General features: G+C 47.6%; 19 protein-coding genes. 11 read left to right on the top strand and 8 right to left on the bottom strand.

Annotated features, from left to right (window positions below; translation table 11 throughout):
* Positions 1 to 15 precede the first annotated feature (15 nt).
* Entirely contained in the window at positions 16 to 1,221 is a 1,206-nt protein-coding gene (locus ACQ661_RS08680; RefSeq protein WP_431668167.1) for a M56 family metallopeptidase, read from the bottom strand.
* Positions 1,215 to 1,607, bottom strand: coding sequence for a BlaI/MecI/CopY family transcriptional regulator (locus tag ACQ661_RS08675; RefSeq protein ID WP_313933178.1), 393 nt, complete (start codon positions 1,605 to 1,607; stop codon positions 1,215 to 1,217). Before ACQ661_RS08675 ends, ACQ661_RS08680 begins: the two co-directional genes overlap by 7 nt.
* Before the next feature lie 216 nt (positions 1,608 to 1,823).
* On the opposite strand from ACQ661_RS08675, the gene ACQ661_RS08670 reads away from it, so the two are divergent.
* From ACQ661_RS08670 to ACQ661_RS08660, 3 genes are read left to right on the top strand one after another with little or no spacing between them, the layout of a single operon-like run.
* Positions 1,824 to 2,600 carry a hypothetical protein gene (locus ACQ661_RS08670; protein WP_313933177.1) on the top strand — a complete coding sequence of 259 codons (777 nt, stop codon included), beginning with the start codon at positions 1,824 to 1,826 and terminating at the stop codon, positions 2,598 to 2,600.
* Between the two features lie 27 nt (positions 2,601 to 2,627).
* Positions 2,628 to 3,728: a sensor histidine kinase gene (locus tag ACQ661_RS08665; protein WP_313933176.1), complete on the top strand. Its 1,101-nt coding sequence runs from the start codon at positions 2,628 to 2,630 to the stop codon at positions 3,726 to 3,728.
* A 1-nt stretch (position 3,729) separates the two neighbouring features.
* The gene (locus ACQ661_RS08660) at positions 3,730 to 4,473 is read left to right on the top strand and encodes a LytR/AlgR family response regulator transcription factor (RefSeq protein WP_431668166.1); all 744 of its coding nucleotides are present in this window, start codon (positions 3,730 to 3,732) and stop codon (positions 4,471 to 4,473) included.
* A gap of 8 nt (positions 4,474 to 4,481) precedes the next feature.
* On the opposite strand, the gene ACQ661_RS08655 is transcribed toward ACQ661_RS08660, so the two are convergent.
* Entirely contained in the window at positions 4,482 to 6,098 is a 1,617-nt protein-coding gene (locus ACQ661_RS08655; RefSeq protein WP_153826941.1) for a diguanylate cyclase domain-containing protein, read from the bottom strand.
* Entirely contained in the window at positions 6,095 to 6,892 is a 798-nt protein-coding gene (locus tag ACQ661_RS08650) for an N-acetyltransferase family protein (protein ID WP_431668165.1), read from the bottom strand. Before ACQ661_RS08650 ends, ACQ661_RS08655 begins: the two co-directional genes overlap by 4 nt.
* Before the next feature lie 236 nt (positions 6,893 to 7,128).
* On the opposite strand from ACQ661_RS08650, the gene ACQ661_RS08645 reads away from it, so the two are divergent.
* From ACQ661_RS08645 to ACQ661_RS08630, 4 genes are all read left to right on the top strand, one after another.
* Positions 7,129 to 8,424: an ectonucleotide pyrophosphatase/phosphodiesterase gene (locus ACQ661_RS08645; protein ID WP_228759545.1), complete on the top strand. Its 1,296-nt coding sequence runs from the start codon at positions 7,129 to 7,131 to the stop codon at positions 8,422 to 8,424.
* A gap of 63 nt (positions 8,425 to 8,487) precedes the next feature.
* Positions 8,488 to 9,636, top strand: coding sequence for a GGDEF domain-containing protein (locus ACQ661_RS08640; protein ID WP_431668164.1), 1,149 nt, complete (start codon positions 8,488 to 8,490; stop codon positions 9,634 to 9,636).
* A gap of 83 nt (positions 9,637 to 9,719) precedes the next feature.
* Positions 9,720 to 11,792, top strand: a complete 2,073-nt coding sequence (gene ppk1 / locus ACQ661_RS08635) for a polyphosphate kinase 1 (RefSeq protein ID WP_110075571.1) — start codon at positions 9,720 to 9,722, stop codon at positions 11,790 to 11,792.
* A complete protein-coding gene (locus tag ACQ661_RS08630; protein ID WP_431668163.1) occupies positions 11,785 to 13,308 on the top strand; it encodes an exopolyphosphatase in 1,524 nt (507 codons plus the stop codon). The genes ppk1 and ACQ661_RS08630 overlap by 8 nt, the downstream gene beginning before the upstream one ends.
* Before the next feature lie 5 nt (positions 13,309 to 13,313).
* Here ACQ661_RS08630 and upp read toward each other — a convergent pair whose 3' ends face one another.
* On the bottom strand, positions 13,314 to 13,943 hold the full coding sequence (gene upp, locus ACQ661_RS08625) for a uracil phosphoribosyltransferase (RefSeq protein ID WP_110075569.1): 630 nt from the start codon (positions 13,941 to 13,943) through the stop codon (positions 13,314 to 13,316).
* A gap of 114 nt (positions 13,944 to 14,057) precedes the next feature.
* On the opposite strand from upp, the gene ACQ661_RS08620 reads away from it, so the two are divergent.
* The 3 genes from ACQ661_RS08620 to katG all read left to right on the top strand — a co-directional run bounded on the left by ACQ661_RS08620 (position 14,058) and on the right by katG (position 18,795).
* The gene (locus ACQ661_RS08620; RefSeq protein WP_313933169.1) at positions 14,058 to 14,516 is read left to right on the top strand and encodes a c-type cytochrome; all 459 of its coding nucleotides are present in this window, start codon (positions 14,058 to 14,060) and stop codon (positions 14,514 to 14,516) included.
* A gap of 114 nt (positions 14,517 to 14,630) precedes the next feature.
* Positions 14,631 to 16,406, top strand: a complete 1,776-nt coding sequence (locus ACQ661_RS08615; protein WP_431668162.1) for a sensor domain-containing diguanylate cyclase — start codon at positions 14,631 to 14,633, stop codon at positions 16,404 to 16,406.
* A gap of 163 nt (positions 16,407 to 16,569) precedes the next feature.
* Positions 16,570 to 18,795 (top strand): catalase/peroxidase HPI, encoded by a 2,226-nt coding sequence (katG, locus tag ACQ661_RS08610; protein ID WP_431668161.1) that lies wholly within the window; start codon positions 16,570 to 16,572, stop codon positions 18,793 to 18,795.
* Between the two features lie 125 nt (positions 18,796 to 18,920).
* Here the strand turns inward: katG and ACQ661_RS08605 are convergent, their stop codons facing one another.
* Positions 18,921 to 19,928 carry a c-type cytochrome gene (locus ACQ661_RS08605; RefSeq protein WP_431668160.1) on the bottom strand — a complete coding sequence of 336 codons (1,008 nt, stop codon included), beginning with the start codon at positions 19,926 to 19,928 and terminating at the stop codon, positions 18,921 to 18,923.
* A 14-nt stretch (positions 19,929 to 19,942) separates the two neighbouring features.
* Entirely contained in the window at positions 19,943 to 20,596 is a 654-nt protein-coding gene (locus tag ACQ661_RS08600) for a c-type cytochrome (protein WP_431668159.1), read from the bottom strand.
* A 176-nt stretch (positions 20,597 to 20,772) separates the two neighbouring features.
* Here ACQ661_RS08600 and ACQ661_RS08595 point away from each other — a divergent pair, with 176 nt between their 5' ends.
* Entirely contained in the window at positions 20,773 to 21,801 is a 1,029-nt protein-coding gene (locus ACQ661_RS08595; protein WP_431668158.1) for a hypothetical protein, read from the top strand.
* A 7-nt stretch (positions 21,802 to 21,808) separates the two neighbouring features.
* Here the strand turns inward: ACQ661_RS08595 and ACQ661_RS08590 are convergent, their stop codons facing one another.
* Entirely contained in the window at positions 21,809 to 22,393 is a 585-nt protein-coding gene (locus ACQ661_RS08590) for a hypothetical protein (protein WP_153826933.1), read from the bottom strand.
* Positions 22,394 to 22,431 lie beyond the last annotated feature (38 nt).

Below are 22,431 nucleotides of genomic sequence, written 5' to 3'. Positions count from 1 at the left end.
CTGAATGACATGCGCTTAGGGTAAGCGCATGTCAATTCGTAGTTGCAGAGGTTGGTCGGTTTTGCCAGGAACATACCGCCAGCGCTGTAATGCGGCGATAACATTATCATCAAACACGCCCTCTGGTTGTGACTTCAGCACTTTAATATCCACCGGCTTGCCGTCGTTTCCAATCCGAAATTCTACCTCAACATAGCCTTCAATCCCCTCGGCTGCTGCCGCTTCGGGGTAGCGAGGATTAATACGGACAATCGGTGTGATGGTTTCTGCAGCCGCAGCTTGGGTTGGTGTGGAAATAGCTGGCGTATGCCAGAGCATACTTGCACTAACCATTCCCACGGCAGCAAGCACTAGGGGGAACTTTCGTAAGGGGTGGTGCTGCTGTAGTGTTTGAATGCGTTCTTTCATGAGATTAAATCTCCCTTGTTGATAACCGTAATGAGTACTGCAAGGGTTCACGACAGGGCCACCCCAAGCTCGGTTAGTACTGGTTTTGAGTAAAGCATGGGCATAGCCAACCCCATGCTGCGGTGAGGTGCGATGCTGACTAAGCACATCAGCATCACAGGCTAATTCTTGATCGGCACGAAAGCGCTGATAACCAAGCCAAGCCAATGGATTAAACCACTGCACGCTGAGCAACAACCAAGCGATCAGATTGGCTTGCGTGTCATGACGCCGCCAATGAGTCAGCTCATGCCTAAGTATTAATCGTTGCTCGAGAGTGCTGTAGCGTTTATTAAAATCCGTGGGTAATAGCAAGGTTGGACGCCACCAACCAAATACGCCGGGGCTTGTTCCGGGCGCAGTAGTGGCCACAGTAAGGCCCAATCGGTTCTGCTTGGGTAGCTGCTGTAAGCGCCATTGCCCCAAGCCAATAAGGCTCAGCATAAGAGCTACGCCTAGCAGCCAAACGCCACTAATTAATGGCATCCAAGCATCCTTCTTACTAACTAGCTCAGTAGGGGTAGCCCAAAGGGCGGTATAGCTTTGTAGGGCCTGTGCAGCGGTACTCAAACCAAGCTTTTGTAAAACCCAGTAGAGGCTTTCGCCAAGCCAAGGGCCAGCAACAATAGCTAGGTAACTGATAGGCACCAAAGCCCAAAGTAGATACAAGGAACGTGGCCCCAAGTGACGCAACAGGCGCTGATGGCCCGTGGTGAAAATAACGCACAGCACTGAGGTGCAAAGGGTTATGAGCAGAACACTGGAGGTTAGCATGACGAGTCCTCTTGTTGCTCCCACTCAGCGATAATGGCCTTCAGTTGGGCGACATCCTGATCGCTAAGCTGACCCTGTTGCGCAAAACCGGCAACTAACCCAGCGACACTACCGGCAAACAAATTATTAATGAGCTTTGAGCCGGCTCGCTGTTGATAATCTTGCTGTGCAAGGATGGGGCTGTAGCGATAGGCGCGGCCGTCTTTTTCAAAGCTCAATGCGCCTTTTTTTACTAGGCGGTTAAGTAACGTTTTTATGGTCTTCTCATGCCAATCTTCTTGTTGTTGCACCCGCAGCACTATATCAGCAGATAGTAACGGGGCTTGTTGCCACAATACATTCAAAATAACGAGCTCGGCATTAGAGATTTCTACGGGTTCAGTCATCACAGTTATCCTCAATTACAAATGTAATCTTTGATTTGAGATTACACCTGTAATCAAAAAGATCAAGGGATTATTTTCATTCATTAACTGGGGGATTAGGTTGGATTCCTTAGTTCGTCAGCATTATTCCTTAGCTGGTGAGATGTTGCTGGCGGGTTGAAGGTAGGGGCGTTAATACTTGCCCTCAACAGCACAACAACTCACAAGGAATCAATCATGAACACACAAACTCAAGTCAAAGTTTTTGGTCTCGTTAGCTTAGTTAGTTTGGCTTTGTCGGCAACTTTAGGTGCACAGCAGTTGCTTCAGCAACCAGCAGAACCTGCGACAACGGCGCATTTTAAAACCCTTTCGGTAGAGCGTTTGAATGTAGTAGAAGCGGACGGAACCGTTAAGCTTTTGCTGACCAATACTGAGCGCTTTCCGGTAACCGAAGAAGTGAACGGACGTATTCTTAACGAAGATCGTAAAAAACGAGCAGGCATGTTGTTTTTCAACGAAGAAGGCATGGAGGCTGGTGGCTTTATTTTTGATGGCAGCCGTAACGAGCAGGGTCACAGTGCGGGCATGTCGTTAACTTTTGATAAGTACGATGGCGACCAAGTGATGCAATTATTAACGGTAGATGAGCAGCGTGGTGAGCGCCGTATCGTACGCTCAGGATTAGCTTTTAACGACCGTCCTGAGTTAGAAACACAACAAAAGGTGCGTGACATTCAGCGTGAACTGGCGCAAATAGAAGACCGTCAATTACGCCGACAAAAATACATGGAATATCAACAGCAAGGTTATTTAGGCGGCGCTACACGAGTACTGCTAGGAAAAACGAGCCAAGCGAATAACGGCTTATTCTTATTTGCCAGCGATGGGTCGCCGCGCGCTATGTTTTATGTAGACGAGCAGGACGAAGTGCAGTTACAGTTCTTTAATGCCGCAGGTGAAATTACTCATTCGTGGACGGCTGGCGCTGCTACCGAGCAGGCACCGCAATAGGCTTTCTGACAGATAAGGGCCGACCCTATGCTAAGACGTTGGTGTCAATTTTTACAAATAGACCGCACCTTTTTGGTGCTGGTCTTTTTGTTGTGTTATTTGCTGGTGATTTATAACCGTGTAAGCAGCGGGATGCTGTCTTGGTATACTTTTACCCCAGAAGGCCCCGTAGCTGAATTCATTGCTGCGCTGATTATTTTTAGTTTGGTGCGGATGAGTCTGCAGCGTTTCAGTTTGGCCCCGGATGGCGTTACTCACCAGCTACAGCCGGTGGCACCGCCGTCTGCCGCAACCTATGCGATGGCTGCGGTAAGCACAGTGGTGCTTTATTTGTTGTTTTATAACGGATTGGGGCTAGCCATAGCCGCTCTATTTGGCAATATTGATCGTAACTTCTCGCAACTGCAAGTGCTGCAAGGTAACCTGCAAGCCTTCATCAACGTGATACTTTTTGGTGGCTTGTACTTGGCCTATACCCACAGCCGTAGCCTGAATCAATATCGAACGGCATTACGCGAGGCGCAACAGCAGCACGAGCAACAGCTGGCTCAGGCCCATATTCGGCAGCTTAAAGCGCAGCTTAATCCACATTTTGTGTTCAATTCATTGAATACCTTAGATGAGTTGATGGTGCTTGATGTTGAACGTGCCAGCGGCTTTTTACATGATTTTGCTGATATCTATCGCCAAGCTTTACAGCATACCGGTGATGCCTTGGTACCCTTAGCCCAAGAGATTGAGTTTGGGCGAAAATATTTTGCGCTTATGCAAGCAAGATTAGGCCCTCATTATCAGTTGGAGTGGCATGTTGATGACGAGCAAGTTGAGGGATTATGTTTACCCCCTTTTAGCTTACAAATCTTGCTAGAAAATGCTTTAGTTCACAACCAAGCCAATGTGGATAACCCTTTAGTTATTCATGTGTATTTGCAGAATAACGAACTCATTGTGGATAACATGATTCAAGCTCATCGTATACCTAAGCAACAGCATAATGGTACCGCATTGGCAAACCTCTCTCAGCAGTGTCTCCATATGTGCGGCTACCCGGTGCAGGTTGTGGCGGGGCCCGAACGCTTCAGTGTGAGGGTGCCTCTAGTTAGCCAGTCTTCAACAGAGGTTAGCTAGCATGATTAACGCCGTGATTATTGAAGATGAACCATTAGCTCGCAGCAAACTAAAACGTTTGTTAAACCAATTAGATGCGTCTATTCGGGTGGTGCGTGAGCTTGAAAGTGTGGCTCAGGTTCGCCAGTGGCTCACCGAACAAGCGTCACAAGATAAGGTGCAGGTGATTTTTTCGGATATTCAGTTAAACGATGGCAATGTGTTTGAGGTGTATCAGCAGCAGCCGCAGCCTTGTCCGATTATTTTCATAACTGCCTACGACGATTTTTTGCTGCAAGCGTTTGAAAGTCAGGGTATAGCCTACCTGCTTAAACCGTACAACAGTCAGAAACTAGAGCAAGCCTGGGCAAAATTTTGTGCTCTTAGCGTGCCTAAACCTAAAGCTGTGAATGCCACCGCTGGCGCTTTATATAAGCAGCATCGGCTTGCGATCAAGCATCATCAACAGGTGTATTTTCTTGATATAGGGGAGATTACTCACGTTCAAGCTGATGGCGGCTTAGTGATGGCTTTTGACCGTGAAGCGAAACGTCATTTTTTATCGTTCAGCTCACTGCAAGCGGCTGAACAAGCTTTGGCTGATTATCCATTTTTTCGGATTAATCGTAGCGAGTTAGTGCAACGTGAGCACGTACAAAGCCTACAAAGGTATTGTAAAAACACGCTAACTATCACGCTAACTTGTGGCGCTCAGCTAAAAACCAGCCAGAGTCGCACCGCCGCCTTTAAAGAATGGCTTCGTTAAGTGGCAGACTAAGTCGAAATCTCATGAACAAAGATCGTATTTTTGCCCGCTCGTTTGGCTTGATACATAGCATTATCCGCTTCTGCTAAGATGATTTTAGCTGAGTTGATACCACTTTCGCCCGACGGTAGAAAAATAATACCGATGCTGGCGGAAACTTGTAGTTGTTGTTCTTTATACGGGATTGGCTCATTGACGAGGGCCAGCAAACGTTGTGCTAACTGCAGACATTCTTCCTGATTACTTAAAGCGCTTATTAGAAGAACAAACTCATCTCCGCCAATTCGAGCTACCGTGTCATGGCTGCGTAAGGCTTTGGTTAATTTGTGCGATATTTCGGTAAGTAGGTAGTCACCAGCGGCATGGCCAAAATTATCATTAATAGCTTTAAATCCATCGAGATCTAAGTATAAACAGGCTGCTAACGTGTCACTCTGACGTTGTCGCTTGATCAGGAAGTTTAGTGCGTCCAACAGTGCTGCTCGATTAGCTAAACCAGTGAGTGAATCTTGATATGCTGCCCGTTTTAGCTTGTCTTTGTGTTGTTGTGAACGCAGCGCTTTACTGATTGCGATATACAAAAGTAATTCGATGATAAAAAAGCCTACGATACCAAAGCTTATATTAAGCCAATGAGAACGCTGCAAGGCAGCCACCTGGCCATCAATGTTTTTCCACAGTAAGATTGCTCCTACAGGCTCTAAACCAGGTTGTTGTTCACCTAAGTAATCGCGCAACGGAAAAGAAGTTACAGCAAAGTGATTTCCGTTTAGTTGAATGGCCTCTACTGCAATTTCTGGCAACGGTTGGGCGAAAGTAATCGCAGCTAGAATTTCTTTTACTTCAGAGCGGCTACTGGCCTCGATAAAGCAAGCACAACTTCGGTTGGCTTCAGAAAAGTGACTCGCAATAGCCTCAGGCCACATGTTTTGCTCTACATGAGCAGGTGTCAACAAAGCTGCGGCACCAATATCTAAGCTGTTATCAAGCATGTCTAAAATGATATCAAACGAGGTGCCTACTTCCAGCGCGCCAACATAGGTGGTATTGGCGTTGTCATCGTCTTTTAAGAAAACTGGAACAACCCCTCGAATACCCGAATACACACGGCCAGTTTCAAAACCAGAGCGAGAGTTCTTAAATTGGTGGGTGTCGACTACGGTGTGACGTACGGCTGTCAAATCATCGCCAAACTTTTCCCGCTTGTGTACGCGTAAGAAGCTAATGTCGCCTGGCTCTATATGATAATGCAGTTGTCGAGCTGAAAATTCCTTTTGTACCTCGCTCCAAGCCGATGCAACTTCTTGGTAAAGCTGTTGACGATACTGATTAATTTGAGCATCAGTTACCGGCTCACCACGACGTTGTGCAGCGATGGCTTGTTGGCCCTGATAAAAAAGCTGGGTTGTGGTGGGCTCGTTTGCTATGAAAGTTGCGATCGCCAACATGGTTTGTTCTTGCTGCTCGATGGCTAGTTCATAGCTCGATTTCATATGCTCTGCATCAGTCACCAGTGCGCTTTCAAAACTGGCATGCTCTAAGCGTACATTCATCAGCACATAAACAATATCAAGCAGCAGTATCACTGCACTCAGTAACACAAAGAGTTTGTTTTTTTGCTTCATGCAGTTTCCAAAAGCGGCATCGCCATCAAGATATCGCGCTGAGGATCGTTGCCTAGTTGAAATAGGTGTTCGCCCACGTCAGTGAAGCCTAGTTTGCGGTAAAAAGCGATGGCACGTGGGTTATGCTCCCACACGCCTAGCCACACCACGTCGTGCCCGCGTTGGTTTAGTTTGGCTAAAGCTGTTTGCATTAAATCTTGTGCTACGCCTTTGCCATGCCAAGGTTTATCTACGTACAAGCGTTGAATTTCAGCTGCTGACTTAGCTGATACACAGGCAGGGGTTTGGCCCCAGCGCAATTGCGCAAAGCCGACTATTTGAGCGTCAATAATAGCGAGTAAGGTTAATCGGTTGGGATCATTGATTTCATCACGCTGAATAGCTTCGCTGTATTGGCTGGCGCAATGCTGATCCATATCAGCAGCGCTATTATCGGCGGCGAAAGTATCGCGAAAAGTTCGCTCGGCCAGTTCGGCTAAGCGTTTGGCATCGTACTCAGTGGCGGTACGCAGGTGAGCACGTGATTTGCTGCCAAGAGCTTGACCATCAGCGGAGCGAGTAAAACGCTTATCTGAACCTTCTTCGTGTTCCATAAGTACCAACGTTAAGTAAATTTTTGTGGGTAACGATAACACCACGCCAAAAGCACTAAGTGCGGCGCCCAAAATAAAGCCTTGATGGCCAATACTATCGCTAGCGAAGGTTGCTGCCAACACTAAATGCCCACAAATCAGCAGGCAGATCCCTAAAATCATGGCGCTTTTTAATAACTTTACCTGGGTGCTGTTTTGCATGGGTACGAGCTTATTGTTGCTGCGAGATAGGTAGATAATAAACATAAATAATTAGGGGTAAAAGGCAAATTCGGCTTATCCCTGATTTTATTAGGGGTAATTGTCTGAAATGACCTTATGGGCAACTTGTTTGAGCTCTGCCGTTCATTTTATGCGCCTAATTAGCATTTAACTGTCATAAAGCTGTGCTATTTTCGCCTGTGGATAAGATTCATTTGATGTTTGAGGAAAAGCTCTTGAAAAAATTTATGCGACCATTGCTGTCATTGCAAACTAGCGTGCTGATGCTGCTGGTTACTCTCGCCGGCTGCGCTCAAAGTGGCACCACAGGGGCGCGCGGGCCAACGGCAGCGGATGACTCGCTATCCGAACAAACCGTGGTGCTGATCTCGATTGATGGCTTTCGGCATGATTACATTGAGCTGCATGGTGCCAACAATATCGCTAAGATAGCTGAGCAAGGTGTGCGTAGCGATGGTCTAATACCTGTTTATCCTTCTAAAACCTTTCCAAATCATTTATCGATTGTGACCGGCCAATATCCCTCTAAGCACGGCATTGTGGATAATAATTTTTACGATACCGAGCGCAAGCAGCGCTACAAAATGGGTGATGGCGCCAAGGATAGTAGTTGGTTAACCACCTTGCCAATTTGGAACCTAGCAGAGTTTCAGGGAGTAAAGGCAGCGTCTTATTTTTGGCCGGAGTCTGAAGCCAGAATCAATGGTCGCACCCCCAGTTACTATGTTAACTACAGTACACCTGCGCCCAATCAGCAGCGGATTGACCAAATCATTGCTTGGTTAAAGCTGCCTGCTGAGGCGCGTCCGCGGTTTGTTACTGGGTACTTTTCTATTGTCGACACCATGGGGCACCAGTTTGGGCCTGAATCCATTCAAGTGAAGAAATCCGTGCAATACATCGACAAGCTGATTGGTGAGTTATGGCTGCGTTTGCAAACTGAAGTTGAGGTACCGGTCAATCTAATTCTGGTGTCCGACCATGGGATGTCTGATATTAAAGCCGAGCGCATGATAGACGTCGGCCAATTACCTGTGGATAGTGACTTGTTTGAAACGCAAAATGCGCAAACTCGGTTTATGATTTATGCCAACGATGACACTACAGCGGCCCAAGTAGATGAATTGAAAGCGCAGCTTGAACAGTTGACCCACTTGGGTTTTTGGATTGAATCTGAGGCAACGTTAGCCGAGCTGGGGGTAACCGCAGGGCCGCGCAAGCCAAGTATTGTGTTAGCGACGCAAGCGCCGGTAACTTTTACCTCGCGGCCGCCCGAGCGACGTGCTGATGGCGGCACTCATGGGTTTCATTCTAACCGCGAAATGGATGGCTTATTTGTTGCCGCGGGGCCGGCACTCGCTAGTGGGGTTACCTTGCCGCGCTTCAGTAATATTCATGTTTATCCATTTATGGCGCAACTCCTTGGGTTAGAGCTGATGTCACCTATTGATGGTAAGGCTGACGTGTTAGCGCCGATTGTAACTCTAACGCAAAAAAATCAATCGCAATGATTGCGCAATCACCGCACATGCAGTAAAGATATGAGTTAAGAATAATAACAATAAGACTTGGCGATGAATTTTTGGCGTAAGTATCATAGTGACATCGATAGTAATGACCCGCGTTACAATCAGCTGACGCTGATCTATGCGATTGCATTGTTGATGGTGTTTTATTTTGGCGCGATTGGCTTACTCAACATCACCTTGTTTGATGCTGCCTATGTTGCTGTTTATGATTTTATTGGGTTCGTCATTGCCACTAGCATTTTCCTCTACGTGTATCGAGGCGGCAACCTTGCTGTAGCAGGTTGGGCCTTGGTACTCACGCTAATCACCATCCTGCTGGCGTTTATTGATTTATCTGAAGCAGAAAACTATTCCTTGGTTTGGGTGACTATTTTACCCCCCATCAGCTTTTTCTTATTGGGCTCGCGAGCTGCAACTATCCTTACTGGGCTGGTGTTCATTTATTGTGGTTGGTACCTGTACCAATTACTGCAAATTGGAGTGCCAGGACATTTAGGTTTAGGTGCTTTATTTAACTTCGCCGAGGTTGGTCTGGCGCATATTTTACTGTTTCGTTTTTACGAGCGTTCTCGTCAACGTGCATACGACAAGTTACGCAAACTATCGATTACAGACCGGCTAACAGGCGTTTATAACCGTCTGCATTTAGATAATAACCTTAAGCAGATGGTGGCGCTGGCGCATCGCACTCAACAGCCTGTGTCAGTGTTGCTGTTGGATGTTGATCACTTTAAAAACATTAATGATAGCCACGGGCACTTAATGGGCGATGCGGTGTTAGTGCACTTGGCAAGCTTGTTGAAAAACCTGTCGCGTAACACGGATTTGCTGGGGCGCTGGGGAGGTGAAGAGTTTCTGCTGCTGTGTCCGAATACCGAGGCAAGCGCCGCGCTCTATTTGGCCCAGCGCATTATTAAGGCGTTGCAGAAAGAACATACTTACAGGGGCGCTAACCAACAGCAGGTAACCGTTGCGGTTACCGCCAGTATCGGGGTGGCGACCTATCATCCACAACAACCTTTTGTAGTACCAGCAGCTATTTCAGAACAAGCGGCGACATCCTCAATTCCTACAGATAATTACACCGTGGTTACGCCAGAGGTGGCTGTGGCTATCAGTGAAAAGCTGTTATACATCGCTGACAAGCATCTTTATCAAGCCAAAGAAGCTGGCAGAAATAGAGCCATTGGCTAAGCTTTCATAACTGTCATAAAACTGTCATTAAGGCGCTAGGCTTATCGAGTACAGTAAACGTCTGCCGTAGTCAGGGAGTGGTTATGAAGTTTTTTGCGCAAGAGTTGAGTTGGTTAGCCTTTAATGAACGGGTACTGCAAGAGGCTGCAGACCAAAGCGTCCCAGTGGTAGAGCGGATGCGTTTTTTAGGAATATTCTCAAACAACATGGACGAATTCTTTCGGGTGCGCGTTGCTGATGTGCGCCGGCGAATTTTCTTGGCTCAGAATACCGCTGAACACAGTGAGTCCGAGCAATTAATGGCGGAGATTCAGCAGCAGGTGTTAGCCCTGCAGGATAAGTTTGAGGTGATCTACAAAGATGTGCTGAAAGCGCTGCTGCGCAAAAACATTCGGGTTATCGATGAACAGCAAACCACCACCGAAGAGCGCACCTGGCTGACCACCTTCTTTCGAGAAAAAATTAAGCGCTACATAGTGCCGCTGCTGATTAGTCCAGCTACTGATTTAGTGAAAGCAATCAACGAAGAAGCCACCTATTTATGTGTTGAGGTAGTGCAAGGCGATATTATCCGTTACGCTGCACTCGAAGTGCCCACCGATGAATTCCCACGCTTTATAAAACTGCCGTTTAAACATGCCAAGCGACAAAAACGAGTGATTCTACTCGATAACGTCATTTGCCTCTGCATGCATGAGCTGTTTCAAGGCATAGTGCCGTTTGATTCGCTCCGCGCTTTTTCGTTTAAGTTAACCCGTGATGCCGAGTACCGGTTACCTCACGACATTGAACAAAGTGTGCTGGAGCAAATGGAAGAAGGCATTCGGCAGCGGTTTGAAGCCGAGCCAGTGCGGTTGGTCTATGACGCTGCTATGCCTCGTAATATGTTGTTCTTTTTACACGATAAACTGGAGCTAACGAGTCATGACTCATTAGTGCCGGGTGGCCGTTATCGTAACACTCGCGATTTTGTCAGTTTTCCTAATGTGGGGCATAAGTCGCTCGTGAATCCCGCTTGGCAACCGTTAGAACATCCGCTGTTTACCAAGCATAACAGTGTGTTTGATGCGATGGCGGAGCAAGATATCCTGCTGTATTACCCCTACCATAAGTTCGCTCATTTGACAGAATTGGTTCGCCAAGCAGCTTACGACCCGTTGGTGCAAAGCATCCAGATTTGTATTTATCGCGTGGCTAAGTTATCGCGTATCGTGCATTCGTTGGTAGAGGCGGTTAATAACGGCAAGAAAGTGACCGTGATGGTAGAGCTGCAAGCCCGCTTTGATGAAGAAGCTAATATTGAATGGGCAAAACTCATGACCCAAGAGGGCATTCGGGTTATTTTCGGTATCCAAGGTTTAAAAGTGCACTCTAAGCTGCTGCTAATAAAACGCCGAACCGAGCCGGGTAGCGATAGCACGCAACTTTTTGCTCATATTGGTACCGGCAACTTTAATGAAAAAACTGCGCAGAGCTATACCGACTTTAGCTTATTCACCGCAGATAAAGGCATTTGCTCTGATATCGAGCAGGTTTTTCAGTACTTAGAAGCCCCTTATAAACGTTTTGATTTTGACCATATTTTGGTATCGCCAGTTAATCTTAGAGAGACTTTAGAAGAGCTGATTGACACCGAAATTGCTCATGCTCAGCAAGGACAGCGTGCAGAAATTATGGTGAAGGTGAATAACTTGGTCGACCCCGGCATCATTAAAAGACTGGTTGCAGCCGCGCAAGCAGGGGTGCGAGTGCGTGCGATTGTGCGCGGTATGTGTGGCTTAAAAGTCCCAGCGGATTTAAGTAAGCGATTAGAAATTATCAGTATTGTGGATCGTTTTTTAGAACATCCAAGGGTTTACTGGTTTTATCATGGTGGCAAAGAGCAGGTGTTTATCTCCTCAGCAGATTTAATGACGCGCAATTTAGATCGCCGCGTAGAAGTTGCTTGTCCCATTTACAACAGCCAATTACAGTTGCAAATCAAGCACATTTTAGAGCTGCAGTGGCAAGATAACACCAAAGCCCGCATCATTGACGCTGAGCAGAAGAACCAGTATCGCAAGCGCGGTAATCGCAAAAAGATCCGCTCACAATTAGCTGTGTACGATTATCTGAAAGCAGAAATGAAACGTATGCTGGAGGCACCTCATGACTGATGTTCACAGTCCTCAAACCCAGCTAGCGGATGGATTAAATTATTTTGCCGCGCTAGATTTAGGCTCGAATAGCTTTCATCTGGTGACCACTCGGGTTATCGATCAGCATGTGCAGCCGCTGCTTAAGTTCAAGCAAAAGGTTCGTTTAGCAAGTGGCCTGAGCAAAACCAATAAGCTCAGTGAAGAGGCAATACAGCGAGGTTTGGCAGCGTTACAGTTATGTGCCCAGCGCTTACAAGGTTTTGCTACCGAGCAAGTGTATGTGGTGGCAACTCACACGTTGCGTGAAGCCAAGAATGCCGATGTCTTTCTGGCGCGGGCGGCAGAAATTTTCCCATTCCCTATTCATATTATTTCGGGCCATGAAGAAGCTCGGCTGATTTATCGTGGGGTAGCGCAAACCAGCTCTTACCAAGGGCGCCGGCTGGTGATTGATATCGGTGGCGGCAGTACTGAAATCATTGCTGGAGAAGAGTTTGAGCCGAAAATACTAGCCTCTCGGTCAATGGGGTGCGTGAGCTTTACCGAGCGTTTCTTTAAAGATGGCAAGCTCAGCGAAAAGCGATTTAAAAAGGCTTTGATTGCGGCGCGTAGCGAGCTTGAGCCGGTGGCGGCGGGCTTACGCAAGTTCAATGCGGTTGAAGTGATCGGCACCTCTGGCACCATCAAGGCTATTGCGCAATGGGTGCAGCTACGCGATCAAAGCGCTCCGGATGTGATTACCCGTACCGCCCTGCAGCGCTGTGTGGAGCAGTTATTAACCCATACCAATATCAGTAGTTTTAACGAAGCGGCAATCGATGCAGATCGGCATGGGGTGATAGCAGCGGGGTTAGCGGTGCTGGTAGCCGTGATGGATGAGTTGGAGCTAACAAGCTTAACCTGCCACGATGCAGCCTTACGCGAGGGAGTGTTATACGAGCTGGCGGAACGGGTGATTGGTCATCGTGATGTGCGGCAGCGCACGATAGATGGTATGGCGGCGCGTTATCAAGTGGACGAATTACAGGCCCAGCGAGTAGCTGAAACCGCGGTCTATTTATTGCGCCAAGTGGCGAAGCCATGGCAGTTGCAACAACCAGCTTGGCGACAACGGTTGCAATGGGCGGCGCGCGTGCATGAAGTGGGCTTACAAATTAATGCTAGCAGTTTACAAAGCCACTCAGGCTACATCATTGAGCATGCGGATATGCCGGGTTTTAGCAAAGAGGAACAAGCCTTTTTAGCTGCCTTGGTACGAAATTACCGGAAGAAGCTGCAGTTAGAGCGTTTACCGCAACTGTATCTTTTTGAACAACGTGATTTGTGGCGCATGATCGTGCTACTGCGACTAGCTGTGTTGTTTAATACGGACCGCCAGTCGTCGTTATTGTTGAAGAAAATTCAGGTGCGCCAAGATACTTTGTTGCTTACCCTAACCAAAGAGGGTAATGCTAATCCGATGCTGCTTAACGACTTGGCGTTAGAGGCTAAGCAGCAGGCAAAATTAGGGATTAATCTGCGCGTGTATGGCTAGCTGACTTAGCGGGTGCCAAATATCTTATCGCCAGCATCGCCTAAGCCAGGAATGATGTAGCCATGTTCGTTCAAGTGAGAATCGAGTGCAGCCGTATAAATGTGCACATCTGGGTGCGCTGCTAGCACTTTCTCCACGCCTTCTGGGGCGGCGACTAGCACCAGCACTCGAATACTTTCGCAACCATGTTGTTTCAGCATGTTCAAGGTGGCAATCATACTGCCGCCGGTGGCCAGCATGGGGTCGATAACAAGAGCAATACGCTGATCAATGTCACCCACAAACTTTTCGAAATAGGGCACTGGCTCGAGGGTTTCTTCGTTACGATATAGCCCAACCACGCTTACTTTAGCGCTTGGAACCAGTCCTAACACTCCATCAAGCATACCGATACCAGCACGTAGAATAGGCACCACGGTCACTTTTTTGCCTTTAATTTGTTGCACCTCAATGGTGTCGCCGCTCCAACTTGTAATGGCGTGAGGTTCTAATTCAAAATCACTGGTAGCTTCGTAGGTGAGCAAATTACCTAACTCGTTGGAAAGTTCACGGAAGCTTTTGGTAGAAATACCAGCTTCACGCATAAGGCCCAGTTTGTGCTGTACTAACGGATGATTGATCACATGTAATGGCATAATGCGTTCTCTTGCGGCGATGAATTGTTTTCATTATAGGCGTATAAGTGTAATAATTTTTTGCTTGGAAGCCTATAAAAAGTAATTTTTCTGGAAAGTTAAAGGAGTGGTACGATGGCAGGCTATTGGCAACGCGTTGCTGCTGTGGCTATGATTTTGGGGTGGAGCATGGCGAGCGCAGGGTGCGCTCAAACCGAAACCGTAGCAGCACCGGTTGCGGAATCAGCGTTACCTGCTAAGTTTCTAACAGACCCAGAATTATTCGCGCCAGGGGCGAAGGTTTTTAAGTACCGCTGTGCGGCTTGCCACTCCATGGATGCTACTAAAAGTCAGTTTTTTGGTCCTCATTTAGATGGCTTAATTCAGCGTAAAATAGCCAGCACGCCGGGCTATACCTTTACGGAAGAGGTGCAGCAATTGTCGATAGTTTGGACAACGCCGGTACTGCTGGAATGGTTAGCACGACCACAACAGATGGTGGCTAATATGTGTATGCCTTTTACGGGCTTACCGAAACAAGCGGACCGAGAAGCTTTATTGGCGTATATTTATCAAGCATCTGAGGCTAAATAAGTTCATTTGAGCAGCTGGTCTTGCCGGTTGTCGTAAACAATAATAAAAAGATGGTAAAGGATGACAACAATAGCGCATTGCCGGAGCACCTCTCGGTGTGGTCGGTTTCAAACCATGGTCTGTGCCGCGGCCGTTTTTTTAGGTAAATTAATCGGTTGGTTGGCACTGGCCGTGTTGCCCATGTTACTGTTTGCCGCCACGGCCACAGCCACCGCTGCTGGGCAGGTTCAACCTGAGCCCACCATAGAAGCAGCAAGTCCGCCGTTAGTTAAGTTACCCGAGACTATCAAGCAGCCGTTGGCACTGGATCGTTTCACCATCAGTTATTGGGTGGATAGCAGCGGTCAAGCCAGTTTTGCTGAGGCCCGTGAGCAAAGCTACAACAACTCACCCAATCGCGTTAGTCTTGGTACGAGTGCTAAATCAACCTGGGTAAGGTTTCAGGTGGTTAACCCAGCAAGTGCCGAGCGCGACGTGTTTTTGCAATTTCCTCATGCTTATCACAATAAATCTTTAGGCTTTTATGAAACCGATGGCAAACGTTTATTGCGCAAGGCCGTGATTGATTTAAATGCGCCTGAGGATAATCCCTATCTCTATAAAGGGGCGGGGGTTTTCTCTTTTCAGCTAGCCCCAGGCGAGCAGAAAACCCTGTATGTGCATAGCGTGTCTTATTCTCACCAATGGTTTGAGTTGCAGTTACTGGATGCGTTTCATAGTAAACAAGCGTTGGTTAGCAGTTATACCGATAGCGCGCTGATTGTGGGTATTCTGATTGCACTGGTGATCTACAACTTGTTGTTGTATTTCTTTGCCAGCAAACGAGAAAACATTTTTTACTCGTTGTATTTGGTGTCAGCAGCGATTTGGATTGCGTTGTCGTACGGGCTCTTGTCTGGGGTGTTTGAAGTGTACGGCGACACGGCGTTGCAATTCCATACCAGCCTGATGGCGTTTCCGATTTTTCTGATATTGTTTATGACAGAAATTTTTAAAACGAAACTCCATCACCCCATTGAGCATAAGTTCTTGCAAGCCATGCTGGCGCTGTTAGTGGTGGCATTTGTTTGGTCGCTGTTCGATATTCAGGCGGCATTGCAGCCGGCCAGTAGTTTAGCGGCACTGATGATGGTGGTGACCCTGTCGGTGGGTATTTCGTTGTGGTTAAAAGGCGAAGTGCTGGCGCGATATTTTCTTATTGGACACGGCTTTTTTGTGTTCTTTAACGCTTTGGCGGTGCTCTACTACAAAGGCATGCTCGGCTTTCATTATGTAACCAGCCACGGTGTTGGTATTGGCATTATGCTTGAGGCGCTGATGTTGGCCTTTATCATTGCTTATCGGATGAAGCTGTTAGAAGACATGAAGGCGGTGCAAGAAGAGCTGAAATTACAAGCAGCCACGGATCCGTTAACGCGTTTGTACAATCGGCGCTTCTTTTATGCAGAGGCTGACTACCTATTGCAACGGGCACAAAGCGAGCATTATCCGGTGTCTATTTTGACGTTAGATATTGACCGTTTTAAGCAAGTTAACGATACCTTTGGGCATGCGATTGGCGACCGGATTTTGCAAGAGCTGGCGGATATTTTAAAAGGCAGCGTGCGTGAGTCCGATATAGTGGCACGGTTTGGCGGTGAAGAATTCGTCATCTTGTTGAATAAATGTGATTTTAGGGCAGCGTCTAAGCTGGCTGAACAAATCCGTGTTGCAGTCACCAAGCATGCCATTGAGTTAAGTGCCAGTGAGACCATGAGCTTTACGATAAGCATCGGATTAACTGAGGTTTTATTAGGCAAAGAGCAAATTGATGATGCTATTCATCGGGCTGATTTAGCGCTTTATAGCGCTAAAAAAGCAGGCCGCAATCGAGTAGAGGCGCGGGTTTGAGCCTACCCATAAGGCAAAATCGATTAATCTAATCTGTTTTTACCATATCTCACTTTCTGAAATTGTAACTATAGTTATATCCATTCTGTGCGACCTAGTTAGCAGTTGTTGGCTAGGCCGCGCACAGTTGTGTACTTAACCTACAACGAAAGGGTGTAACATCATGATGAAAAAAGTCCTTCCAGTTGTTTCTGCGCTAGCAGTTGCCGTGTCCATGGGCATGGCTTCTTATTCTGCAGCAGCGCAAGAAGCACAAGATAAAATGTTCTGGTGGCCAGACCAACTCGACCTTACGCCATTACGTGACCACGACGTGTCTTCTAACCCTATGGGTGAAGACTTTGACTATATTGAAGAGTTCAAAAAAGTAGATATCGCAGCAGTTAAAAAAGATATCGAAGAGCTAATGACGTCGTCACAAGATTGGTGGCCAGCTGACTACGGTCATTACGGTCCTTTCTTTATTCGGATGGCATGGCACGGTGCTGGTACCTACCGGGTGAACGATGGCCGTGGTGGTGCAGGTGGCGGTCAACAGCGTTTTGAACCTCTCAACAGCTGGCCAGACAACGTGAGCTTAGATAAAGCTCGCCGTTTGCTGTGGCCAATCAAGCAAAAGTACGGCTCAAGCATCTCTTGGGCAGACCTCATGGTTTTAACCGGTAACGTTGCGTTAGAGTCGATGGGCTTTAAAACCTATGGCTTTGCTGGTGGCCGTGAAGATGAGTGGGAGCCAGATAACGTCTACTGGGGCCCAGAAAAACAATGGTTAGAAGATAAACGTTACAGCGGCGACCGTGAACTAGAGCGGCCGTTAGCAGCGGTACAAATGGGCTTGATTTATGTGAACCCAGAAGGTCCAAATGGTAATCCTGATCCTTTATTGGCGGCAAAAGATATTCGCGAAACTTTTGCGCGGATGGCCATGAACGATGAAGAAACCGTGGCTTTGATTGCTGGTGGCCACACCTTTGGTAAAGCCCACGGTGCGCACAAGCCAGATGAGTGTTTAGGGGCAGAACCTGCCGCCGCGCCAGTAGAAGAACAAGGCTTAGGTTGGAAGAACAAATGTGGTAAAGGCCACTCTGAAGACACCATCACTTCTGGTTTAGAAGGTGCTTGGTCGGTTAATCCGATTGCATGGACCACCCAGTACTTGGATAACCTGTTTGGTTTTGAGTGGGAACAAACGCGTAGCCCAGCTGGCGCTATTCAGTGGATTCCTAAAGATGGCCAAGCGGCAAACTTGGTGCCAGATGCGCACATTCCTGGTAAGCGTCACGCACCTATTATGTTCACCACCGATTTGTCGTTAAAAGTGGATCCAGAGTATCGCAAAATTGCGAAACGCTTCCATGAAGATCCGGAAGAGTTTGAGTTAGCCTTTGCTAAAGCTTGGTTTAAATTAACGCATCGCGACATGGGTCCTCGTGCACGTTACATCGTGGATACGTCACCAGATACTCCATTACTGTGGCAAGATCCGGTACCAGCAGTAGATCACGAGTTAATCAACGAGCGAGACATTGCTAACTTAAAAGGCAAAATCTTAGATTCAGGGTTAACTGTATCTGAGTTGGTGCGTACTGCTTGGGCTTCTGCTTCTAGCTTCCGTGGCACTGACATGCGTGGTGGTGCTAATGGTGCTCGCTTGCGCTTAGCGCCACAGGCTAACTGGGAAGTAAACAACCCACAAGAGCTGAAAAAAGTGCTAGCTACTTTAGAAAAGGTACAGCGTGACTTTAACAAGTCGTTACCCAAAGGTAAGCGCGTATCTATGGCTGATACCATTGTTTTAGGTGGTGCAGCAGCTATCGAAAAAGCAGCACAAGAAGCAGGTTTTGAGGTTACTTTACCTTTTGTGCCTGGCCGTACTGACGCAACTGCAGAAATGACTGAGGTTGCTTCGTTTGAGTTCTTGAAGCCAACAGCTGATGGCTTCCGTAACTACTACGACAAAGCTAGCCGGATGTCGCCTGCTGAGATGTTAGTGGACCGTGCTGATTTATTGACCTTAACGGTACCTGAGTTAACGGTATTAGTAGGTGGTATGCGTGCACTTGATGCTAATTATCAAGGGCTTGATCATGGTGTGTTTACCGACCGTCCTGGCCAGTTAACTAACGACTTCTTCGTTAACTTACTTGATATGGGTACCGAATGGGCACCAGCTAAGCAAGAAGGCGTTTACGAAGGTCGTGACCGTAAGTCTGGCGAAGTGAAGTGGACTGCAACACCTGTTGACTTAATCTTTGGCTCTAACTCTGAGTTACGAGCGATTGCTGAAGTGTATGCCTTTAATGGCTCTGAGCAGAAGTTTGTTGAAGACTTCGTAGCTGCTTGGACTAAAGTGATGCAGTTGGATCGTTTTGATTTGCACCAGAAATAAGCACATAATTTATTTTATTGCTTAATAAAAAGGGGGCTTGTTTAAGAGCCCCCTTTGTTTTTGTGTACGTTGTTTTTGTGTACGTTGTTTTTGTGTACGCTGCTAGCAGCAGGTTAGCGCCGCAGTTATTTGTCGCTAAAAGTACGTGGTTTTAACACTTCCGGTTTGAGAAATGGCTTCTCACCGGTGTTATCATGTTGTCCAAGTACTTTTCCGTTCACCTCAGTGCCGTATAGGGTTGCTTTGTGAAAGTTAAGATATTTTTGTCGAGTTTCTTTGGCATCACCAGTATAACGAGGGTCCTGAGGGCGTTCTTGCGCATTAATAAAGTAGGCGACATCCCAAGCTTCTTTATCACTTAACCGCCCCGGTTGGCCCAATGGCATATTATTCTGAATAAAAGATGCCGCGGTAAAAATACGCGTCATGCCCGCACCCCAGTTATAGGAACCATCGCCCCATAACGGTGGGAATACCACCTCGCCATTAACTTTTTTGCCTTCGCCATTAGGACCGTGGCAGACCGCACAGTTATTAGCATAAACAGCTGCACCTTGGCCAAAGCTGACATCTTTTGGTATATCTTTGCCGAGTGAGCTAAAACCACGGCCGCCGATGTTGCGGTCATATACTTTGGCGCCTTTCGCCATGTACTGATGATAAGCCGCTAACGCCAGCATGGTGTCGCTACCGTACTCGGGTGCGGTACCGTTCATCGAAAATGAAAAACAGCCAGCAATCCGTTCTTCTAACGAGTTAACGTGGCCATTTTTGCCTCTGAAATCCGGCAATGTGGTGGCCGCCGGCCATACCGGGCCAGACCACGCCATGCGGCCCTCTCCCATGTGGCACGATTTACAGTTCATGTCATTAAACACGTACTTGCCGCGCAATTGTTGTGTGTTCATGAAGAGATCGCGGCCTTTAAGCACCACTTTTTTGAGTTCTGGGTGCAGCTCGCTGTCATTTTCAATATCGGCCAAGGTTGGTGCTTGGTGATCGTATTGCCCTGGCTTCATGCTGGGTAGTTTAACTTGGCTCACATCGTTATTTTGCATCGCGATGGCAGCCACCGAAAGGCTTGCAGTAAATAGCGCCGCAAGGCTTAAAGTAATCGCATTGAGTGATTTCATAGTGCTGGTTCTCCTTACTGCTGTGGCGCGGCTGGTTGGCTCGCCAAATAAGCAGCAACGGCATCAATTTGTTCCGGGCTTAGCCGTTTAGCGATGGCCTCCATTAATTGCACCGGATCTGATTGACGTTGCCCTTGTTGCCAAGCTTGTAGTTGTTGCTTCAAGTAACTGGCGTGCTGCCCTGCAATGCCAGGAAAGTTACCATCTACGCCCTGATTGTTGGGGCCATGGCAGCTGGCGCAAGGAGGTAAATAATTATCCCAATTACCTTGTAGCGCGAGTTTTTCACCCAATTCTAATTGGGCTTGAGAAGCCGTTGCAGCAGCAGGTGCTGCTACCGGTAACGTAGCAAAGTAGGCCGCTAAATCTGCCAGTTGTTGCTGGTTAAAATTATCAATGTTCATGGTCATGGCAGGGTTAACGCGTTTACCTTGTTGGAACGCTACCATTTGGCGCAGGGCATAATCGGCATCTAAGCCAGCAATGCGTGGAAAGGTGCCAGCGGCCATCCCTTCGCCATTGGCACCATGACAAGCTGCACAGGGTGCTCCACTACCATCTCCCTGAGTGGCCAAAGCTTGACCATTGGCGGCATCGCCCTTCGCATAGGCTGGCGCCTGCATTAAGCCTGCACACACCCAAGCGGCAAATAATACTTTGATCTTCATCAGTACATCCTTTGTTGGTTGAGCTATTAACCTTCGAACTTTAGCTCATTCTAATATAAAATAGCTACTAAATGTAAGGTTTTGTGGTTGATCGTTTGTTGATACAGGTCATTGCTTGGCCCGGTATCAGTTATTACGACTAACGTGGTCAAAAACCCCCGTAGGAAGGAGACGTCATGATGACATTGGGTGAAATGAATCAATTGGGTAGGGCCGTTGCTGTTGCTGCAGCACTTTTGCTGGCTCCAGCAGCGATGGCGGCTGAAACGTCGCCGACCAAAATTTCGGGGCAGGTGTTTGCTAACTTCAGCAATCTGCAGATAGATGATCAACGCAACGATAATGAAGGTTGGCAACCGGATCTGAAGCGCTTTTATATCGACGTAGAACACTCGTTCAATGCGGATTGGATGCTAAAGGTGACAACTGATGTGCAGTGGCAACGCCAGCAAGACCCTACCGATGTTTGGTTTCGTCACGCCTATGTGCAGCGCAATTGGGACAACGGCTATTACTTAAAGCTTGGTGTCGCTGAATTGCCTTGGATAGATTACGTGGCTCGTAGGGTCGGTTATCGCTACATAGACCCAAGTATTAACCCCAAAAATCAGTTTGCTGGGCCAACCGACTTAGGCGTCCATGTTGGCCAAAAAGGTGATCACTTTTCTTATGGTGTGGCCATGGTGACTGGGGCTGGTTTTAAGAAGCCTAAAGTAGCCGACCAAGTGGATATCGAGGCGGCGGCTATTTGGCATGTTACGCCAACCTTTGATTTAGCCATGGGCTGGTACGAAGGGGCGCGGGCGTTAGACAAAGGCAGTAATATTGATAAGTTGCATAACGCACAACGCTGGAATATGGCTTTAAGCTACATGAAAAAAGGCATGCGGGCAGGTGTTGAGTACGTCTATAACGATAACTGGAAGCAAGTCACATCCGCTACCGAAGATGCCAGTGATGGCTGGAGTGCATGGGCAAGTTATTCTTTTAGTGCCAAACACTCAGCGTTTGTGCGCTACGATATCACTCATCCCAGTCGCCGGCTGAAACCGGAATTGGAGCAAGACTATTTGCAACTAGGGGTAGATTGGAAAGTGATGCCGTCACTAACCCTAGCCCTTGTTGCCAAGCAAAGTGATATTGCTGATGTGATTATCGACCACTCCCAGAACGAAGTCGGGGTGTGGGCGATGTGGAACTGGTAACTAGCACCTAGCCAATTTGCTGTATCGTGCCGGCTTCGACACGATACAGCCCTGAGCTGGTATCCACGTAGATCTTTTGTTGATGAAACAAACTTAAAAACACATGAAACTCATTTGGATAAGCAGAAGCTGAATGGCTAGCAAATAATGAGCCAGTCTGGGTGAGTGGCACATCTAAACAACCCCGCGATGACAAGCTGGAATCGTATTCACCATTGGCTTTTTGAATCAATTTAAGGTGTCGTCCAAACACCACTGTGTCGGCATCGTCACTGAACTTGATGGCATACCAATAGGTGCTGCCATTGGTATCATCGGCTACCCCTAACTCAGTGTAATTGCCGGCACAGTAGAGCGGCCGCAACTCAGCAAAAACCTCGCGCTGTTGACTACTGAACTCTAATTTGTGTGCGCCGCTGGTGTGAGCTTGATAGAGCAAATGGCCTAATCGCTCAACTTCGCGTAGCAGTTCGCGCTTAGTGTCAGCGCTTGGTGCAACCTCAGCTTGATGGGTGCTTTGACAGCCCGCTACCATCAACCAGCTAACTAGGCACAGGCTTAGTAATAATGGCTTACGTAAAGCTAGGTTCATAGAATTACCTCATCAAGCGTTATCGGTTTTCAGCGGTG

The organism is Pseudidiomarina sp. WS423 (assembly GCF_050750165.1).
GTDB lineage: Bacteria > Pseudomonadota > Gammaproteobacteria > Enterobacterales > Alteromonadaceae > Pseudidiomarina > Pseudidiomarina fusca.
The sequence above is the reverse complement of the archived record's forward strand: the minus strand, read 5'-3'. Positions and strand labels throughout refer to the sequence as shown.

Bases quoted from the DNA above. Each gene is read 5' to 3' on its own strand.
- ACQ661_RS08660 (WP_431668166.1), top strand. From the start codon at position 3,730: ATGATTAACGCCGTGATTATTGAAGATGAACCATTAGCTCGCAGCAAA.
- upp (WP_110075569.1), bottom strand. From the start codon at position 13,943: ATGCCATTACATGTGATCAATCATCCGTTAGTACAGCACAAACTGGGC.
- ACQ661_RS08590 (WP_153826933.1), bottom strand. From the start codon at position 22,393: ATGAACCTAGCTTTACGTAAGCCATTATTACTAAGCCTGTGCCTAGTT.
- ACQ661_RS08640 (WP_431668164.1), top strand. From the start codon at position 8,488: ATGAATTTTTGGCGTAAGTATCATAGTGACATCGATAGTAATGACCCG.
- ACQ661_RS08620 (WP_313933169.1), top strand. From the start codon at position 14,058: ATGGCAGGCTATTGGCAACGCGTTGCTGCTGTGGCTATGATTTTGGGG.
- katG (WP_431668161.1), top strand. From the start codon at position 16,570: ATGATGAAAAAAGTCCTTCCAGTTGTTTCTGCGCTAGCAGTTGCCGTG.
- ppk1 (WP_110075571.1), top strand. From the start codon at position 9,720: ATGAAGTTTTTTGCGCAAGAGTTGAGTTGGTTAGCCTTTAATGAACGG.
- ACQ661_RS08670 (WP_313933177.1), top strand. From the start codon at position 1,824: ATGAACACACAAACTCAAGTCAAAGTTTTTGGTCTCGTTAGCTTAGTT.
- ACQ661_RS08595 (WP_431668158.1), top strand. From the start codon at position 20,773: ATGATGACATTGGGTGAAATGAATCAATTGGGTAGGGCCGTTGCTGTT.
- ACQ661_RS08605 (WP_431668160.1), bottom strand. From the start codon at position 19,928: ATGAAATCACTCAATGCGATTACTTTAAGCCTTGCGGCGCTATTTACT.
- ACQ661_RS08665 (WP_313933176.1), top strand. From the start codon at position 2,628: ATGCTAAGACGTTGGTGTCAATTTTTACAAATAGACCGCACCTTTTTG.
- ACQ661_RS08650 (WP_431668165.1), bottom strand. From the start codon at position 6,892: ATGCAAAACAGCACCCAGGTAAAGTTATTAAAAAGCGCCATGATTTTA.
- ACQ661_RS08630 (WP_431668163.1), top strand. From the start codon at position 11,785: ATGACTGATGTTCACAGTCCTCAAACCCAGCTAGCGGATGGATTAAAT.
- ACQ661_RS08675 (WP_313933178.1), bottom strand. From the start codon at position 1,607: ATGACTGAACCCGTAGAAATCTCTAATGCCGAGCTCGTTATTTTGAAT.
- ACQ661_RS08680 (WP_431668167.1), bottom strand. From the start codon at position 1,221: ATGCTAACCTCCAGTGTTCTGCTCATAACCCTTTGCACCTCAGTGCTG.
- ACQ661_RS08655 (WP_153826941.1), bottom strand. From the start codon at position 6,098: ATGAAGCAAAAAAACAAACTCTTTGTGTTACTGAGTGCAGTGATACTG.
- ACQ661_RS08600 (WP_431668159.1), bottom strand. From the start codon at position 20,596: ATGAAGATCAAAGTATTATTTGCCGCTTGGGTGTGTGCAGGCTTAATG.
- ACQ661_RS08615 (WP_431668162.1), top strand. From the start codon at position 14,631: ATGGTCTGTGCCGCGGCCGTTTTTTTAGGTAAATTAATCGGTTGGTTG.